The sequence below is a fragment of the Streptomyces sp. NPDC051133 genome, assembly GCF_040682635.1.
Taxonomy (GTDB): domain Bacteria; phylum Actinomycetota; class Actinomycetes; order Streptomycetales; family Streptomycetaceae; genus Streptomyces.
The window spans coordinates 1-18,301 of the sequence record NZ_JBFBBK010000022.1 but is presented as its reverse complement, the minus strand read 5'-3'; the positions used below and the strand labels follow the sequence as shown (position 1 = coordinate 18,301).

The window sequence follows — 18,301 nt, the reverse complement described above, 5'->3', positions numbered from 1 at the left end:
AATACGGACAGCACCAGACTGACAGCAGAGGGTCGGCGACACCCCGGGCGCACGATGGCCATACATGGAAGGAGGACGCCAAAGGCTGCTCACGGGTGCCGCACAAGTGGGGCAAGGACGTGTTTCTTTGCCGGAAAATCGTTCGACCATTCCGGTGGGGGTCATACTCTCTGCGACAACCCTGACCGCCGCCGCGGTCTTGGGACGGGGGCACAGTTTCAGGTATTCCGGGACGCAAGTGGGCGGAAGGGCAGCCGCGGATGCAAGGCACGGTCGACGGATTCAGCTACGGGGCCGTCACCCCACTGGTGGCCTATCTGATGGCCTGCCTCGGCGCTGCCCTCGGCCTGCGCTGCACCACCCGTTCCCTGCTGGTCACCCACTCCCGGCGCCCGGCCTGGCTGGCCCTCGGCTCGGCGGCGATCGGCTCCGGAATCTGGACGATGCACTTCGTCGCCATGATGGGCTTCTCCATCAAGGAGGCGCCGATCCACTACGACAAGCCGATCACCTACGCCAGCCTCGCCCTCGCCATCGTCATGGTCGGCGTGGGGGTCTTCATCGTCGGTTACCGGGGTGCCACCGGCACCTCCTTGTTCACCGGCGGCACGATCACCGGTCTGGGCGTCGCCTCGATGCACTACCTCGGCATGGCGGGCATGCGCTTCCACGGACGGTTCACGTACAACACCCTCACCGTCGGCGCCTCCGTCCTCATAGCCGTCGTGGCCGCCACCGCCGCCCTGTGGGCCGCCGGACGCGTCCGGGGCTTCCTGTGGAGCGTGGGGGCGAGCCTCGTCATGGGGCTCGCGGTCAGCGGGATGCACTACACCGGCATGGCCGCCCTCAGCGTCCACCTGGACGGTGCCGCCCACGGAGGCGGAGGCGCACCGGAGCCGTCCCTGCTCGCGCCCATGCTGATCGGCCCGCTCGCCTTCCTGCTCATCGCCGGCGTCGTGGTGATCTTCGACCCGCTGATGGTCACGGGCCGGCCCGGCTTGCGGCCCGTCGAACACAAACCGGGAGTCCCGGCCGCCGCCGTCGCCCCCCGCACGGAGCGCCGGCCCGCCCGCCGCCCGGAGCACCGGCCGGCCCGCCGACCCGAGCACCACGCTGCCAGCACCCCGCAGAACCGCTGATCCGGACCCGTTGTCAGTGGGGGGTCGTACGGTTGATGGCATGCGGCCCGTTTCCCACATCGAACGCACGGTGGCGCCTTTCGAGGTCGTCAGCCCCTACCAGCCCAGCGGCGACCAGCCGACGGCCATCGCCGACCTGGCCAAGCGCATCGAGGCCGGTGAGAAGGACGTCGTCCTGCTCGGCGCAACCGGTACCGGCAAGTCCGCAACCACCGCGTGGATGATCGAGAAGCTCCAGCGCCCCACCCTCGTGATGGCGCCGAACAAGACGCTGGCCGCCCAGCTGGCCAACGAGTTCCGCGAGCTGTTGCCGAACAACGCAGTCGAATACTTCGTCTCGTACTACGACTACTACCAGCCCGAGGCCTACGTCCCGCAGTCGGACACCTACATCGAGAAGGACTCCTCGATCAACGAGGAGGTCGAGCGGCTGCGTCACTCGGCGACCAACTCGCTGCTCACCCGCCGCGACGTCGTCGTGGTCGCCTCGGTGTCCTGCATCTACGGCCTCGGCACGCCGCAGGAGTACGTGGACCGGATGGTCCCGCTCAGAGTCGGCGACGAGATCGACCGGGACGAGCTGCTCCGCCGCTTCGTCGACATCCAGTACACGCGCAACGACATGGCCTTCAGCCGCGGTACCTTCCGCGTCCGCGGCGACACCATCGAGATCTTCCCGGTCTACGAGGAGCTGGCCGTCCGCATCGAGATGTTCGGCGACGAGATCGAGGCGCTGTCCACGCTGCACCCGCTCACCGGCGAGATCATCAGCGACGACCAGCAGCTGTACGTCTTCCCCGCCTCTCACTACGTCGCCGGCCCCGAGCGCATGGAGCGGGCCGTCAACGACATCGAGAAGGAGCTGGGGGAGCGCCTCGCCGAGCTGGAGAAGCAGGGCAAGCTCCTGGAGGCCCAGCGCCTGCGGATGCGCACCACGTACGACCTCGAGATGCTCCGCCAGATCGGCACCTGCTCCGGCGTCGAGAACTACTCGATGCACTTCGACGGCCGCCTGCCCGGCTCCCCGCCCAACACCCTGCTGGACTACTTCCCGGACGACTTCCTGCTCGTCATCGACGAGTCGCATGTCACCGTCCCGCAGATCGGTGCCATGTACGAGGGCGACGCCTCCCGTAAGCGCACCCTGGTGGACCACGGCTTCCGCCTGCCGTCCGCGCTGGACAACCGCCCCCTGAAGTGGGAGGAGTTCCAGGAGCGCATCGACCAGACCGTCTACCTGTCGGCGACCCCGGGCACCTACGAGATGTCGCGCTCCGACGGCTTCGTCGAGCAGATCATCCGCCCGACCGGCCTGGTCGACCCGGAGGTCGTGGTGAAGCCCACCGAGGGCCAGATCGACGACCTGGTGCACGAGATCCGCAAGCGCACCGAGAAGGACGAGCGCGTCCTCGTCACCACCCTCACCAAGAAGATGGCCGAGGACCTCACCGACTACTTCCTGGAACTGGGCATCCAGGTGCGCTACCTCCACAGCGACGTCGACACCCTGCGCCGCGTCGAGCTGCTGCGCGAACTGCGCGCCGGTGAGTACGACGTCCTGGTCGGCATCAACCTCCTCCGTGAGGGCCTCGACCTGCCCGAGGTGTCCCTCGTGGCCATCCTGGACGCCGACAAGGAGGGCTTCCTGCGCTCCGGCACCTCACTGATCCAGACCATCGGCCGTGCCGCGCGTAACGTGTCCGGCCAGGTCCACATGTACGCCGACAAGATCACCCCGGCGATGGAGAAGGCCATCGAGGAGACCAACCGCCGCCGGGAGAAGCAGATCGCCTACAACAAGGCCAACGGCATCGACCCGCAGCCGCTGCGCAAGAAGATCAACGACATCGTCGCGCAGATCGCCCGCGAGGAGGTCGACACCGAACAGCTCCTCGGCTCCGGCTACCGCAGGACGAAGGACGGCAAGGGCGCCAAGGCACCGGTCCCGGCGCTGGGCGACAAGGCGGCCAAGGGCGCGAAGGCCGGCAAGGCGGCCAAGGCCAAGGCGGCGGCGCCCACCGACCGCCCGGCGGCCGAGCTCGCCGAGCAGATCGAGGAGATGACCGAGCGCATGCGCGCCGCCGCGGCGGAGCTGCAGTTCGAGATCGCGGCGCGGCTGCGCGACGAGGTGTCCGAGATGAAGAAGGAGCTGCGCCAGATGCGGGAAGCCGGCCTCGCCTGAGCCCTCGTCACCCCGCCGGACCTCGGCATATGCGCCAAGTGTTGCAACACCGACACAAAGCGCGGGCCGGGGTTCGGCCCTGTCAGTGCCCCTGCGTAGGGTTCTTGCCAACCGCGCGGTGCGCGGCAACAGGGGACCTTCGAGAGGGGAATCAGCGGTGTCCGTCAACTTGAGCAAGGGTCAGGCCATCAGCCTGGAGAAGAAGGACGGGGCCACCCTGAGCGCGGTCCGCATGGGGCTCGGCTGGCAGGCGGCGAAGCGGCGCGGCCTGTTCGGCTCGCGCACCAAGGAGATCGACCTGGACGCCTCGGCCGTCCTCTTCGCCGAGAAGCAGCCGGTCGACGTCGTCTTCTTCCGCCACCTGGTGAGTGACGACGGTTCCGTGCGCCACACCGGTGACAACCTGGTCGGCGGTGTCGGCCAGGGCGGGGACGACGAGGCGATCCTCGTGGACCTGCAGCGCGTGCCGGTCCACATCGACCAGATCGTCTTCACCGTGAACTCCTTCACGGGCCAGACCTTCCAGGAGGTGCAGAACGCGTTCTGCCGCCTCGTCGACGAGACCAACGGCCAGGAGCTGGCCCGCTACACCCTGGACGGCGGCGGCGACTACACCGCCCAGATCATGGCCAAGGTGCACCGGGCGGGCTCGGGCTGGACGATGACCGCTCTGGGCACCGCGGCCAACGGCCGCACCTTCCAGGACCTGATGCCGGCGATCCTGCCGCACCTGTAGACCCCGGACTCGCCGGGCGGGGCAGGCACGACAACACGACGCAGGGGGCGACGGCGATGACGGCCGAGCTGGTGCGGGGCCAGAACCACCCGCTGTCCGAGATCCGACTGGCGATCCGGATCTCGGCCGGAGCGCCGGTCCTGGCCGGGATCACCCTCGGCGACGAGGGCGGCTCGGTGCTCGGACCTCAAGGGGTGGCCCACCCCGGTGCCCCGGCCCTGCCCGGGATCGAGGTGTCCCGGCAGGCCGCGGCAGGGCACCGCCTCGCCGTCGACCTGGGCGCCCTGCCCGAGGACGTGCACCGCGTCGACGTGTTCCTTGCCCTGCCCGCCGGGACCGGTGGCCCCCTGCGATTCGGTGCCGTCGCCGCTCCGCACACCACCGTCGAAGGCCCGGACGGCACCGAACTCGCCTCCTACACCCTCACCGGCCTGGACGCCGAGGCGGCCGTCGTCGCCCTGGAGCTGTACCGCAGACAGGGCACCTGGAAGGTGCGCGCGATGGGCCAGGGCTACGCGGGCGGACTCGGCGCGCTCCTCGCCGACCGGGGCCTGCGCGAGTCCGCCGACCTCGCCGCCGCCGCTCACCGGGCCGCGGCCCCGAGCCGGGTCCAGGCATACCAGGCACCGTCCACGGCACCCGCACCCCAGGACGCCCCGGCGCACGGGACGGCGGGGCCGACCCGCTCGTACACCCCGGTGAACGAGGAGCCGCCGGCGCCGTACGACGCCCGGCACCCGGAGCCGACAGCCGCCGACGCCCAGAACCCGTACGACAACCGCAGCCCGTACGCCCCACAGAGCCCGTACGACGCCCAGGCACCGGGCGTCGACCGGCAGGAGTCCGGCGGCACGATCGACTACACACATCCCGGCCGCCGCACGCACACCACCCCGCCACCGTCGTCCCCGTCCCCGGACACCGGCGAACAGCAGGCCGGGCCCGTCGCCGGCGACGCCGTGGGCTGGTCGATGGAGGAGCGGCTGTACAACCAGGTCTGGGGCATGTTCGAGGACCTGGCCCGCACCACGGCCGCGTACCGCAGCGCCGTCGACTTCGCCGACTCACGTCTCGAGAAAGAACTCGACCAGGCCCTCGCCGACCCTCGCGGCCGGCTCGGCACGGCGGGGGACTCAGCGCGCGAGGCGGCACACGCCCGCCGGATCCAGCTGATCGACCAGGCACGTGCCAACCTCGACCGCGACCTCGCCCAGCTCACCGCCGAGTCCGAGGTGGTCGAGCCCGCGCTGCCGCCCGCGTACGCCCGCTGGGACAGCCCCGCCTGGCACGGGTACCGCGTGCCCACGGAGCCGCCACTGGCCCTGCGCCTCGGTGATCTCCACCTTCCCGAAAGCCCGCTGCGCATCCCGATGCTGGTCAGGCTGCCGTTGGAGCGCGGCCTGTGGATCGACAGCGGTGCGATCGCGGGGCTCGACGGTTCCTTCACGGACTCCGCCGAGCTGCGGCAGGCGGCCATGACGGCGGCGGTCGTGCTCGCGGCCCGGCTGCTCGCCGCGCATCCGGTGGGCGAGTTCTCCGTACAGGTCATCGACCCGGCCGGGGCCGGTGCCCAGACGCTGGTGCCGCTGACCCGGGCCGGAGTGCTCGCGGCACCGCCCGCGGCGGGTGCGGCCGGGGTGACGGAAACGCTGGAGCGGCTCACCCGGCGGGTCGACCTGGTGCAGATGGCGGTGCGCGGCGGCGCGGCCGAGTCGCTGCCGGCCGATGTCGACCCCGCGCAGCACTTGCTGATCGTCAACGACTTCCCGCACGGCTTCGACGACCGGGCGGTGACCCGGCTGCGCTACCTCGCCGACGAGGGCCCGGCCGTCGGCGTGCACCTCCTGATGGTGGCGGACCGCGAGGACGCCGCAGCGTACGGCCCTCTCCTCGACCCGTTGTGGCGTTCGCTGATGCGACTCACTCCCGTGCCCGACGACCACTTCGCCGACCCCTGGGTCGGTCATGCCTGGACGTACGAGCCCCCGGCCGTGCCCATCGGCAGCCGGATCGTGGAGAAGGTGCTCGACGAGGTGGCCAAGGAGCGGTCCAAGCACCGGTAAAGAGGTCCTGAACAGGCGGTTTGGCATTTTCTTTGCCAGCCTCTTTACCTTCCCTTGGTGATTGGGGTACCGTTTTTCGTACGGAGGGGAGTACTCCCTGACTGCGGCGCACCCGTCAGTACGGACCGGACAGGTCCCGGGGCGCCGGCCCCTCGCGGGTGGAAGAGACCTCCGGCAGCGACGACGCTGATGTGTTTGCCGTGACGAATGCCGGAGGAACAATGGATGTCTCCATGGGCCTGTGGGTCCTGACCGTCGTGGGGCTCGCCGCCCTGATCGCCGTCGACTTCTTCATCGGCCGCAAGCCGCATGAGGTGTCGATCAAGGAAGCCGGGATCTGGACCGTCGTCTGGATCACCCTGGCCGGGCTCTTCGGCCTCGGCCTTCTCGTCTTCGGCGGCGGACAGCCGGCCGGCGAGTTCTTCGCGGGCTTCATCACCGAGAAGTCGCTGAGCGTCGACAACCTCTTCGTCTTCGTCCTGATCATGGCGAAGTTCGCGGTGCCTGCCCGATACCAGCAGCGCGTTCTGCTCGTCGGCGTCCTCATAGCCCTGGTCCTGCGAGCCGTCTTCATCGCCGCGGGAGCAGCGATCATCGCCGGCTTCTCCTGGGTGTTCTTCCTCTTCGGCGCCTTCCTGATCTGGACCGCCTGGAAGCTCGTCCAGGAGGCCCGCGCGGACGAAGAGGACGAGGAGTACGAGGAGAACAGGCTCCTGAAGGCCGTGGAGCGCAGGTTCGGTGTGGCCGACCGGTATCACGACACCAAGCTGTGGATACGGCAGAACGGCAAGCGGGTCATGACCCCGATGCTGGTCGTGATGCTCGCCATCGGCACCACGGACGTCCTCTTCGCACTGGACTCGATCCCGGCGATCTTCGGCCTCACCCAGGACCCGTACATCGTCTTCACCGCCAACGCCTTCGCCCTGATGGGGCTGCGTCAGCTGTACTTCCTCATCGGCGGCCTGCTGAAGAAGCTGGTCCACCTGTCGTACGGCCTGTCGGTCATCCTCGGCTTCATCGGCGTCAAGCTGGTGCTCCACGCGTTGCACGAGGCCGGTGTCCACGTGCCCGAGATCAGCATCCCGGTCTCGCTCGGCGTGATCTGCGCGGTCCTCGCCGTCACCACGGTCACCAGCCTGATGGCGTCCAGGAGGCAGGCGGCCGTCGGGACCGAACACAGCAGCGGCAGCGCTCCGAAGGACAGCGTCGACGCCTGACCGCGCAGAGGCCGGGAGCGCACGGGAACACTCCTCGGGGGCACGCGGGGCCCGGCCGTACCGGCGCCGGGCCCTCCGAGCCGGAAAGGACGGAAGCATCCGGAAAGAACAGAATGCGAACCCTGTACGTCTCTGCGACGATCGCCGCATGATCACTCGGCTCCGGTCGCTCACCCCGCTGTGGACCGTCATCGTGCCGGTGCTCGCCGTCGTCCTGCTGGTCTTCACCTGGGGCCGCGGGCTCCCCGGGGCGGTCGTCGCCCTGGTGACCGTCGTCCTCGCCGGTTCCGTCCTGGCAGCGGTGCACCACGCCGAGGTCATCGCCCACCGGGTCGGAGAGCCCTTCGGCTCCCTGGTGCTCGCCATCGCCGTCACGGTCATCGAGGTGGCCCTGATCGTCACCCTCATGGCGGACGGCGGCGACAAGAGCGCCACCCTGGCCAGGGACACCGTCTTCGCCGCCGTGATGATCACCTGCAACGGCGTCGTCGGGCTCTGCCTGCTCGTCGCCTCCCTGCGGCACGGCACCGCGGTCTTCAACCCCGAGGGCACCGGCGCCGCCCTGGCGACCGTGGCGACCCTGGCCACGCTCAGCCTGGTGCTGCCGACCTTCACCACCAGCAAGCCCGGGCCCCAGTTCTCCACGGTCCAGTTGACGTTCGCCGCACTGTCCTCACTGATTCTGTACGGCCTGTTCGTGGCCACCCAGACCGTGCGCCACCGCGACTACTTCCTGCCGATCACCCGGCAGGGCGAGGTCATCACCGCCGACGACCACGCCCGGCCCCCGTCCGCGCGCACCGCCTGGATCAGCCTCGGCCTGCTCGGCCTGGCCCTGATCGGCGTGGTGGGCCTCGCCAAGAGCGTGTCGCCCACGATCGAATCGGGCGTGAAGGCGGCCGGCCTGAACCAGGCTGTCGTCGGTGTGATCATCGCCCTGCTCGTCCTGCTCCCCGAGACGATCGCCGCGATGCGCTCCGCCCGCCGGGACCGGGTGCAGACCAGCCTCAACCTCGCCCTCGGATCGGCGATGGCCAGCATCGGCCTGACCATCCCGGCCGTGGCGCTCGCCTCCGTCTGGCTGTCCGGGCCGCTCGTCCTCGGTCTCGGCTCGACGCACATGCTGCTGCTCCTGCTGACCGTGGTCGTCAGTTCCCTGACCGTGGTGCCGGGACGGGCCACCCCCCTGCAGGGCGGCGTCCACCTGGTGATCTTCGCGGCCTACCTGGAACTGGCCATCAACCCGTAGCCCGCACCGCGAGCCGTCCCGTGATCCGGTCAGCCCGCGGCCGGTTCCCCCGCCGGTACGGGCGCCGGGAGGGTCTCCGGCAGCAGTGCGAAGCACCCGAGGCTCAGCAGTGCGACACCGGTCAGATAGACGCCCACGCCCCAGGGGATCCGCCCGCCGTGCTCCGCGAGCGCCGTGGCCACGATCGGGGTGAGCGCGCCGCCGAGGACTCCGCCGAGGTTGTAGCCCACGGCGGCTCCCGTGCAGCGCACCCGTGCCTCGTACAGCTCCGGAAGGTAAGCCGCTACCACCGCGAACATCGTGATGAAGGCGATCAGCGCGCCCACGATGCCGAGGAACATCAGCAACGGCTCACCGCTCGCCAGCAGCGCCACCATCGGCAGCATCCACAGGGCGCAGGCCGAGCACCCCACCAGACACATCGTCCGACGCCCGTACCGATCGCCGAGCAGCGCCATGAACGGCGTGAGTGCCCCCTTCACGACCACCGCGGCCATGACACAGGTGAGCATGACCGTGCGGCTCACCCCGAGCCGTTCCGTCGCGTACGCCAGCGACCAGGTCGTCACCGCGTAGAACACCGCGTAGCCGACGGCCAGCGCCCCCGCCGTCAGCAGCACCAGTCGCCCGTGCCGGCGTACGACCTCGACGAGCGGTACGCGCGCGTGGTCGTCGATCTCCAGGAAGCGGGGGCTCTCGGCGAGCGACGAGCGCAGCCACAGCCCGGCCACTGCCAGCGCACCGGCCGCCCAGAACGGCACCCGCCACCCCCACCGCGCGAACTCCGCGTCGGACAGCGCCGCCGACAGCGCCAGCATCACCCCGTTGGCCAGCAGGAAGCCGACCGCGGGTCCCACCTGGGGGAAGCTCGACCACAGGGCGCGCCGGCCCGCCGGAGCGTGCTCCGCGGTCAGCAGCACCGCCCCGCCCCACTCCCCACCGAGCCCCAGCCCCTGCACGAAGCGCAGCACGAGCAGCAGCAGGGGAGCGGCGACGCCGATCGTGCCGTACGACGGCAGACAGCCGACCGCGACCGTCGAGGCGCCGGTGAGCAGCAGCGACATGACGAGCACCGGACGGCGTCCGCGCCGGTCCCCGAGATGCCCGAACAGCGCGGAGCCCATCGGGCGGGCCACGAACCCCACACCGAACGTGCCGAACGCCGCCAGGACCCCCGCGACCGGCGAGAACGTCGGAAAGAACAGCGGCCCGAGGACCAGGGCAGCCGCGGTCCCGTAGACGAAGAAGTCGTAGAACTCGATCGCGGTGCCCGCGAGGGAGGCGACGGCGAGCCGGGGCATGGACGGTGTGCTTACGGCGCGTACATCGTGCATGCCGCGTCAACCACCCGCAGTGACCAGGGGTTACGGGGGGCGCGTGGAGGTGATCACGGGGTCGGAGTGCGCGCCGAGGCGACCGGCGCACACGGGCTCACCGCCCGCTCGGGCCACCGTGATAGACCGGGTGCCGAGAGCGGTCGCCGACGCACCGCCCCGAACGGACCGGAGGAACCGTGCCCCGCACCCTGGCCAACGCCCCGATCATGATCCTCAACGGGCCCAACCTGAACCTGCTCGGTCAGCGGCAGCCCGAGATCTACGGCAAGGACACGCTGGCCGACGTGGAGGCGCTGTGCGCCAAGGCGGCGGCGACCCATGGCGGCACGGCCGACTTCCGTCAGTCCAACCACGAGGGCGAGTTGGTCGACTGGATCCACGAGGCGCGGCTGAACCACTGCGGGATCGTCATCAACCCCGCCGCCTACTCCCACACGTCGGTCGCGATTCTGGACGCACTCAACACCTGCGACGGCATGCCCGTGCTGGAGGTGCACATCTCCAACATCCACCAGCGGGAGTCGTTCCGGCACCACTCCTACGTCTCGCTGCGCGCCGACGGCGTGATCGCGGGCTGCGGGGTGCAGGGTTACGTGTTCGGCGTGGAGCGGGTCGCGGCCCTGCTGGGAGAGACCCGCACCGAGGCGTGACCCTGCGGTTTCAGAGGCGGCCCGCCTCCACGATCCGCCGCAGGAAGCGCCGCGTGCGCTCCTGCTGCGGGTCGCCGAAGACCTGTTCGGGGCTGCCCCGCTCCAGCACGACGCCACCGTCCAGAAAGCAGACCTGGTCGGCGACGTCCCGGGCGAAGCCCATCTCGTGCGTCGCCAGCACCATGGTCATGCCCTCGCCCTTCAGACCGCGGACCACCTCCAGCACCTCTCCCACGAGTTCGGGGTCGAGCGCGGCCGTGATCTCGTCCAGCAGCAACAGCCGGGGCCGCACGGCGAGGGCCCGTACGATCGCCGCACGCTGCTGCTGACCGCCGCTGAGCCGGTCCGGGTAGGCATCCGCCTTGCCGGCGAGGCCGAGGCGTTCCAGCAGCCCCCTGGCCCGTTCCTCGGCCTCGGCACGGGAGACGCCGTGCACGCGGCGCGGGGCGAGGGTGATGTTCTCCAGCACGGTCATGTGCGGGAAGAGGTTGTACGCCTGGAAGACCACGCCGATCCGGCGCCGGACCGCGTCCTGGTCGACCCGCGGATCGGTGATCTCCTCGCCGTCCAGCCAGATCGCGCCGTCGTCGATCTCCTCCAGGAGGTTGGCGCAGCGCAGCAGCGTGGACTTGCCCGAGCCGGAGGCACCGATCAGCGCGGTCACCGTGTGCGGGGCGACCGCCAGATCGACGTCCCGCAGCACGACGGACCCGCCGAAGGTCTTGCGGACGGACTCCATGCGCAGCACGGGCGCGCCCGCGTCGCTCAAGTCACTCATAGGGAACCTCCCTGGTCCCGCTGCCGGTCCATCCGGGCCGTCACCCAGTCCGTGAAACGGGTCATCGGGATGGTCAGCGCCACGAACACCAGCCCCGCGACGATGTACGGCGTGTAGTTGAGACTGCGGCCCACGATGATGTCGGCCGCCCGTACGGCGTCCACCGCGCCGCCGATCGACACCAGGCCGGTGTCCTTCTGCAGCGACACCAGGTCGTTGAGCAGCGGCGGCACCTGCCGGCGTACCGCCTGCGGCAGCACGACGTAGCGCAGCGCCTGCCGGTTGGTGAGCCCCAGCGAGCGTGCCGCCGCGCGCTGCGAGGGGTGGACGGACTCGATGCCGGCCCGGAACACCTCGGCCACGTACGCCGAGTACGTCAGCGTCAGCGCCGTACCGCCCAGCAGCACCGGGTCGACCGTCACGCCCTGCAGCCGCAGCGCCGGCACGCCCAGGACCACGATCATCAGGTTGATGATGAGAGGAAGGCCGCGGAAGAAATCGGTGTACGCCGCCGCCAGCACCCGCAGCGGGAAGAACACCGGACCGCGCAGCGTGCGGGCGACCGCGATCAGCATGCCGAGGACCAGCACCGCGGCCCCGCAGACCAGCAGCAGACGGACGTTCAGCCACAGCCCGTCGAGGACCTTCGGCAGCGCCTCGCGCGCGTACCGCGCACTGAAGAAGGTCTCCTTGGTACGCGGCCAGCCCGGCGCGTCGACGACGACCAGGTAGAGCACGACGGCCGTGACAAGCGTGGAGAGCGCCGCGACGGCCGTGGCCCGGCGGGCACGCATCCGCTGGTGGCGCTCGCGCTCCAGCCGCCGCGCGGACGGCACGTAGCCGTCGTTCAGGACGCCGTCACCGGCGCCACCGGTCATGTCACCCTTGCCGTCGGCCCCCTCCCGGGCGGACTCGCCCTTGGTGACCGTCACTTGAGCACCGGGGCGTCGACGGCCTCCGAGAGCCACTGCTTCTCCAGCTTCGCCAGCGTGCCGTCCTTGCGCAGGGCATCGACGGCGCCGCTCACGCACGAGGTCAGCGCGCTGCCCTTGTCCAGCACGAGCCCGAACTGCTCGGGCGTGCCGCCCTGGTTCTCGAACTGGCCGACGATCTTCGCGTCCGTCACCTCGGCCGCGGTGATGTAGAACGCGGTCGGCAGGTCGACGACGATGGCGTCCACCTGGCCGTTCTTCAGCGCGGATTTGGCCTGGTCGTTCTTCGAGAACGCGGCGGCCTCCTGCTTCGGCTTCACCACGTCGGAGATGTAGTCGAGGCTCGTGGTGCCCACCTGGGCGCCCAGCTTGAGGTCTTTGAGGTCCGCGATGTCCGTTGCCCGGGCGGCCTTGGTGCCCTTGAGGGCGATGACGGCCTGGCGCACGTCGTAGTAGCCGGAGGAGAAGTCGACGGCCTTCTTCCGCTCGGTGCTGATCGACACCTGGTTGATGTCGAAGTCGAACGTCTTCACGCCGGGCGCGAACGCCTTGTTGAACGGCACGCTCTGCCACACGACCGCGCTCTTGCCGTACCCCAGCCGCTGCGCGACGGCGTAGGCGACCGCCGACTCGAAGCCCTTGCCGTCGGCGGGTCTGTCGTCCTTGAACCAGGGTTCGTACGCCGGCTCGTCCGTCGCGATCGTCAGTTTGCCGGACGTCTTGGTGGCCAGCTTGCCCGGGGCACAGCTCTTCGCGGAGCCGGACGGGGCGGCCGACGCTTTCTCGTCGGGCTGCGGAGCGCAGCCGACAGCGGTGGCGAGCAGGGCTACGGTGGCGGCGGCCAGCGCTCGGCGCAGGGCGCGAGGGGCGAGGTACATGGCGGGAGATTGGCAGCGAACCCCACGTTTGTCCAGGTCATGACGGTAACTGTCCGCATAGTGGGAGCGGGTGTTGCCACCGTGTGAACGTGGCTCCCGGCGCGGGAGTCCGGCCTGGGACTTCGGCTCGGGCCGCCGGCCGAGGGCGGGGTAGGAGGCCGGCGGCCCCACCGCCGAGGAGCCGTCAGCCTCCGCGGGGTTGCCACCAGTTCACCGCGCGCGGCAGCGCATCGGGAGCGCGCACACGACCCGAGTGTGGGCGAAACGTTCACACGGGGCGCGCGTACGGGAGAGCGCGCCACCGGCGCTCACCACCCGCGCGCGTGCCACTCCGGCAGATGCGGCCGCTCCGCACCCAGGGTCGTGTCGTTGCCGTGGCCGGGGTACACCCAGGTCTCGTCCGGCAGCGCACCGAAGATCTTCGTCTCCACGTCGCGGATCAGGCTGGCGAACGCCTTCGGGTCCTTGTGCGTGTTGCCGACGCCGCCGGGGAAGAGGCAGTCGCCGGTGAAGACGTGCGGATGACCGTGCGGGTCGTCGTAGACCAGCGCGATCGACCCCGGGGTGTGCCCGACGAGGTGGCGCGCGGTGAGTTCCACGCGCCCCACCCGGATGACGTCGCCGTCGTCGACGAGGACGTCCGTGGGCACCGGGATGCCGGGGGCGTCGTCGCGGCCGGCGTGGGTACGCGCGCCCGTGGCGGACACGACCTCGGCGAGTGCCTGCCAGTGGTCGCCGTGCCGGTGGGTGGTGACGACGGACGCGATGCCGTCGTCACCGATCGATCCGAGGAGCGTCCCCGCCTCGTTGGCGGCGTCGATCAGGAGCTGCTCGTCGGTGGCCCGGCAGCGCAGCAGATAGGCGTTGTTGTCCATCGGGCCGACCGCGATCTTGGTGATCATCAGGTCTTTCAGCTCGTGCACGTCCGCCGGTCCGCCGACCTTGACCTCTCCGGTGTACGTCATGGTGATCAGCCTATAGCGCGGGGGCCTGAGACGGGCGGCCGTCGTGCTACAGCGGGGGCAGCTTCGGCAGTGCCCCGCCCGTCACCTTCAGCGCCGTCCCGTCGCGGCGTCCGGCGAGCCAGCCCACCAGCTCCGCCGGTGTGCCGGCGACCGTGACCTCCGGGGCGTCCGCCGCGCGTCCGGTGCTCCACGCGTGCGTGCCGTCCGTGAGGCGGGTCGCGGGGACGTCCGGGCTTCCGGAGAACCGCGCCGCGAGGAAGTCGGTCTCCCGCTCCAGGAACTCCTCCGGGAGATCTTCCAGCTCGTAGCCGGTCCCGAGGTCCACGTGGTGCAGCTCCACCTCCACCCAGCGCCGGAACGGCACCCGGGATGCGGAGTCGGTCACCCCGTTGCGCAGCTCCACCGTGCGGCTCCAGTCCGCCGGTGCCTCGCCGGCCGCCTGGAAGCGGGCCGCGCTCTCGCGCAGGTCGGCGAGGTGCGCGTCGAGGTCGCGCGGGGCGCCGCTGTCGATGTCGGCGTCGCGCGCAGCGGCGCTCGCGTACATGGGGCGGCCGTCGAGGACGTTCCGCAGCGCGTCCGCGTTGCGGGCGAGGTGGGCGAGGACGTGCCCGCGGGTCCACCCGGGAAGCCGTGACGGCTCGGGGAGCGAGGCGTTGTCCAGTGCGGCGACCGCGTTGAGGAGTCGCTCGGTCGCGTCACGTACACATGCCAGGTCATGAGCGTGATCAATCATGGGCCTGACATTAGTCCCGCCACACCTTCGGGTGAAGGTGGTGAACCTCGTCCGCAAATCGAAAGCACGTGCTATATCGTCGAAGGCGGCGTCGGGCATGCTGGATGGTCGGGGGTTGTTATGCAACCGGGCAATCCGACCGGCGTTGTCAGTGGCTCCCCCTAGTCTGAAGAAGCACAGGGGCCCCGCCCCTGTCACTTCTCTCAAGAAAGGTGCGGACCGGCGTGGCCGACCGTCTCATCGTCCGTGGCGCGCGCGAGCACAACCTGAAGAATGTCTCGCTCGACCTGCCTCGTGACTCGCTCATCGTCTTCACGGGCCTGTCCGGGTCGGGCAAGTCCTCCCTGGCCTTCGACACGATCTTCGCGGAGGGCCAGCGCCGCTACGTGGAGTCGCTCTCCTCGTACGCCCGGCAGTTCCTCGGCCAGATGGACAAGCCGGACGTCGACTTCATCGAGGGTCTCTCCCCGGCGGTCTCCATCGACCAGAAGTCGACCTCGCGCAACCCGCGCTCGACGGTCGGCACCATCACCGAGGTCTACGACTACCTGCGTCTGCTCTTCGCGCGCATCGGCAAGCCGCACTGCCCCGAGTGCGGCCGCCCGATCTCGCGCCAGTCGCCGCAGGCCATCGTGGACAAGGTCCTGGAGCTGCCGGAGGGGAGCCGCTTCCAGGTGCTGTCGCCGCTGGTCCGCGAGCGCAAGGGCGAGTTCGTCGACCTCTTCGCCGACCTGCAGACCAAGGGCTACTCCCGCGCGCGCGTGGACGGGCAGACCATCCAGCTGTCCGAGCCGCCGACGCTGAAGAAGCAGGAGAAGCACACCATCGAGGTGGTCGTCGACCGCCTCACGGTCAAGGACTCCGCCAAGCGCCGCCTCACCGACTCCGTGGAGACCGCCCTCGGCCTCTCCGGCGGCATGGTCGTGCTCGACTTCGTCGACCTCCCCGAGGACGACCCCGAGCGCGAGCGGATGTACTCGGAGCACCTGTACTGCCCGTACGACGACCTGTCCTTCGAGGAGCTGGAGCCGCGCTCCTTCTCCTTCAACTCGCCCTTCGGCGCCTGCCCCGAGTGCACCGGCATCGGCACCCGCATGGAGGTCGACCCGGAGCTGATCGTCCCGGACGAGGACAAGTCCCTGGACGAGGGCGCCATCCACCCCTGGTCGCACGGGCACACCAAGGACTACTTCGGCCGTCTGATCGGCGCCCTCGCCGATGCGCTGGGCTTTCGTACGGACATCCCCTTCGCAGGCCTGCCCCAGCGCGCCAGGAAGGCCCTGCTGTACGGGCACAAGACCCAGATCGAGGTGCGCTACCGCAACCGGTACGGCCGCGAGCGCGTGTACACCACGCCGTTCGAGGGCGCGGTGCCGTTCGTGAAGCGCCGGCACAGCGAGGCCGAGAGCGACGCCAGCCGTGAGCGCTTCGAGGGCTACATGCGCGAGGTGCCCTGCCCGAGCTGTGAGGGCACACGCCTGAAGCCGATCGTCCTCGCGGTCACGATCATGGAGAAGTCGATCGCCGAAGTCGCCGCGATGTCGATCAGCGACTGCGCCGACTTCCTGGGCGAGCTGAAGCTGAGCGCCCGCGACAAGAAGATCGCCGAGCGCGTCCTGAAGGAGGTCAACGAGCGGCTGCGCTTCCTGGTCGACGTCGGCCTGGACTACCTCTCGCTGAACCGCGCGGCCGGCACCCTCTCCGGCGGCGAGGCCCAGCGCATCCGCCTGGCCACCCAGATCGGCTCCGGACTCGTCGGCGTGCTGTACGTGCTGGACGAGCCCTCCATCGGCCTGCACCAGCGGGACAACCACCGGCTGATCGAGACCCTGGTCCGGCTGCGCGACATGGGCAACACGCTCATCGTCGTGGAGCACGACGAGGACACCATCAAGGTCGCCGACTGGGTCGTGGACATCGGCCCCGGTGCCGGCGAGCACGGCGGCAAGGTCGTGCACAGCGGCTCCCTGAAGGAGCTGCTCGCCAACACCGAGTCGCAGACCGGCGCGTACCTCGCGGGCCGCAAGGCGATCCCCCTGCCGGACGTGCGCCGTCCCCGCGACCCGTCCCGGCAGCTCACCGTGCACGGCGCCCGCGAGAACAACCTGCAGGACATCGACGTGTCCTTCCCGCTGGGTGTCTTCACGGCCGTCACGGGCGTCTCCGGCTCCGGAAAGTCGACGCTGGTCAACGACATCCTCTACACGCACCTGGCCCGTGAGCTGAACGGTGCCCGGACCGTCCCCGGACGGCACACGCGCGTGGAGGGCGACGACCTCGTCGACAAGGTCGTCCACGTCGACCAGTCGCCGATCGGCCGCACCCCGCGGTCCAACCCGGCGACCTACACCGGTGTCTTCGACCACATCCGCAAGCTGTTCGCCGAGACCACCGAGGCGAAGGTCCGCGGCTACCTGCCCGGCCGCTTCTCCTTCAACGTCAAGGGCGGCCGCTGCGAGAACTGCGCGGGCGACGGCACGATCAAGATCGAGATGAACTTCCTCCCGGACGTCTACGTCCCGTGCGAGGTCTGCCACGGCGCCCGGTACAACCGGGAGACCCTGGAGGTCCACTACAAGGGCAAGTCCATCGCCGAGGTCCTGAACATGCCGATCGAGGAAGCCATGCACTTCTTCGAGGCGGTCCCGGCGATCTCCCGCCACCTGAAGACGCTGCACGACGTCGGCCTCGGCTACGTCCGCCTCGGCCAGTCCGCCACCACCCTCTCCGGTGGTGAGGCACAGCGCGTCAAGCTCGCCAGCGAACTGCAGAAGCGGTCCACCGGACGCACGGTCTACGTGCTGGACGAGCCGACCACCGGTCTCCACTTCGAGGACATCAGCAAGCTGCTGAAGGTCCTGGGCGGCCTGGTCGACAAGGGCAACTCGGTCATCGTCATCGAGCACAACCTCGACGTGATCAAGACCGCCGACTGGGTCGTGGACATGGGCCCGGAGGGCGGCGCCGGCGGCGGCCTCGTGGTCGCCGAGGGCACGCCCGAGGAGGTGGCCGGGGTGCCGGCCAGCCACACCGGCAAGTTCCTGCGCGAGATCCTCGGCGCCGACCGGATCAGCGACGCGGAGCCCGTGAAGGCGCCGCGGAGCACGACGGCGAGGAAGACGGCCGCCGCCAAGTCGGCCGCGAAGAAGACGGTGACGGTCAAGGCCAACAACACGGCGACCAAGAAGGCCGCCGCGGCCACGAAGAAGGCGACGCCCGCGAAGAAGACGACGCGGGCCCGCAAGGCGTGACACCACATCGCTGCGTCGCATGACGCAGCGTGCGACGCATCGAGCGTCACGTAAGTGCGACACCGCATGACACATCATCAAAAAAGCGGCGCCCCGCGGGAACTCCCCGCGGATCCGGACCTTCTTCAACACCAGCGCCCCGCACAAGCACTACGTGAAGACGGCCCTGTCGGTCCTCAACATGGGTT

14 protein-coding genes are annotated in these 18,301 nt (G+C 70.1%); 8 read left to right on the top strand and 6 right to left on the bottom strand.

From position 1 onward, the window contains the following. The first annotated feature begins 260 nt into the window (after positions 1–260). The 6 genes from AB0N17_RS22820 (at position 261) to AB0N17_RS22795 (ending at position 8,589) form a co-directional block, all read left to right on the top strand. Positions 261–1,139 carry an MHYT domain-containing protein gene (locus AB0N17_RS22820; protein ID WP_366013261.1) on the top strand — a complete coding sequence of 293 codons (879 nt, stop codon included), beginning with the start codon at positions 261–263 and terminating at the stop codon, positions 1,137–1,139. A 40-nt stretch (positions 1,140–1,179) separates the two neighbouring features. Beyond that, complete coding sequence (gene uvrB, locus AB0N17_RS22815; RefSeq protein WP_366013260.1) at positions 1,180–3,321, top strand: excinuclease ABC subunit UvrB; 2,142 nt, start codon at positions 1,180–1,182, stop codon at positions 3,319–3,321. 157 nt (positions 3,322–3,478) lie between these two features. Then, the gene (locus tag AB0N17_RS22810) at positions 3,479–4,057 is read left to right on the top strand and encodes a TerD family protein (protein WP_366013259.1); all 579 of its coding nucleotides are present in this window, start codon (positions 3,479–3,481) and stop codon (positions 4,055–4,057) included. A 56-nt stretch (positions 4,058–4,113) separates the two neighbouring features. After that, entirely contained in the window at positions 4,114–6,120 is a 2,007-nt protein-coding gene (locus tag AB0N17_RS22805) for a TerD family protein (RefSeq protein WP_366013258.1), read from the top strand. A 221-nt stretch (positions 6,121–6,341) separates the two neighbouring features. Continuing rightward, on the top strand, positions 6,342–7,340 hold the full coding sequence (locus AB0N17_RS22800) for a TerC/Alx family metal homeostasis membrane protein (RefSeq protein ID WP_366013257.1): 999 nt from the start codon (positions 6,342–6,344) through the stop codon (positions 7,338–7,340). Positions 7,341–7,488: 148 nt separating this feature from the next. Continuing rightward, complete coding sequence (locus AB0N17_RS22795; protein ID WP_366013256.1) at positions 7,489–8,589, top strand: ionic transporter y4hA; 1,101 nt, start codon at positions 7,489–7,491, stop codon at positions 8,587–8,589. A gap of 29 nt (positions 8,590–8,618) precedes the next feature. Here the strand turns inward: AB0N17_RS22795 and AB0N17_RS22790 are convergent, their stop codons facing one another. Next, positions 8,619–9,890 carry an MFS transporter gene (locus tag AB0N17_RS22790; protein ID WP_366013371.1) on the bottom strand — a complete coding sequence of 424 codons (1,272 nt, stop codon included), beginning with the start codon at positions 9,888–9,890 and terminating at the stop codon, positions 8,619–8,621. Between the two features lie 212 nt (positions 9,891–10,102). Here AB0N17_RS22790 and aroQ point away from each other — a divergent pair, with 212 nt between their 5' ends. Beyond that, on the top strand, positions 10,103–10,576 hold the full coding sequence (gene aroQ, locus AB0N17_RS22785) for a type II 3-dehydroquinate dehydratase (protein WP_366013255.1): 474 nt from the start codon (positions 10,103–10,105) through the stop codon (positions 10,574–10,576). A 10-nt stretch (positions 10,577–10,586) separates the two neighbouring features. On the opposite strand, the gene AB0N17_RS22780 is transcribed toward aroQ, so the two are convergent. The 5 genes from AB0N17_RS22780 to AB0N17_RS22760 all read right to left on the bottom strand — a co-directional run bounded on the left by AB0N17_RS22780 (position 10,587) and on the right by AB0N17_RS22760 (position 14,862). Continuing rightward, positions 10,587–11,354, bottom strand: coding sequence for an amino acid ABC transporter ATP-binding protein (locus AB0N17_RS22780; protein WP_366013254.1), 768 nt, complete (start codon positions 11,352–11,354; stop codon positions 10,587–10,589). Further along, positions 11,351–12,286 carry an amino acid ABC transporter permease gene (locus AB0N17_RS22775; RefSeq protein ID WP_366013253.1) on the bottom strand — a complete coding sequence of 312 codons (936 nt, stop codon included), beginning with the start codon at positions 12,284–12,286 and terminating at the stop codon, positions 11,351–11,353. Before AB0N17_RS22775 ends, AB0N17_RS22780 begins: the two co-directional genes overlap by 4 nt. Beyond that, positions 12,283–13,164: an ABC transporter substrate-binding protein gene (locus AB0N17_RS22770; RefSeq protein WP_366013252.1), complete on the bottom strand. Its 882-nt coding sequence runs from the start codon at positions 13,162–13,164 to the stop codon at positions 12,283–12,285. Before AB0N17_RS22770 ends, AB0N17_RS22775 begins: the two co-directional genes overlap by 4 nt. 308 nt (positions 13,165–13,472) lie before the next feature. Continuing rightward, entirely contained in the window at positions 13,473–14,129 is a 657-nt protein-coding gene (locus tag AB0N17_RS22765; RefSeq protein WP_366013251.1) for an MBL fold metallo-hydrolase, read from the bottom strand. Positions 14,130–14,175: 46 nt separating this feature from the next. Further along, positions 14,176–14,862: a maleylpyruvate isomerase family mycothiol-dependent enzyme gene (locus tag AB0N17_RS22760; RefSeq protein WP_366013250.1), complete on the bottom strand. Its 687-nt coding sequence runs from the start codon at positions 14,860–14,862 to the stop codon at positions 14,176–14,178. A 224-nt stretch (positions 14,863–15,086) separates the two neighbouring features. On the opposite strand from AB0N17_RS22760, the gene uvrA reads away from it, so the two are divergent. Further along, positions 15,087–18,113 carry an excinuclease ABC subunit UvrA gene (uvrA, locus tag AB0N17_RS22755; RefSeq protein WP_366013249.1) on the top strand — a complete coding sequence of 1,009 codons (3,027 nt, stop codon included), beginning with the start codon at positions 15,087–15,089 and terminating at the stop codon, positions 18,111–18,113. Positions 18,114–18,301 lie beyond the last annotated feature (188 nt).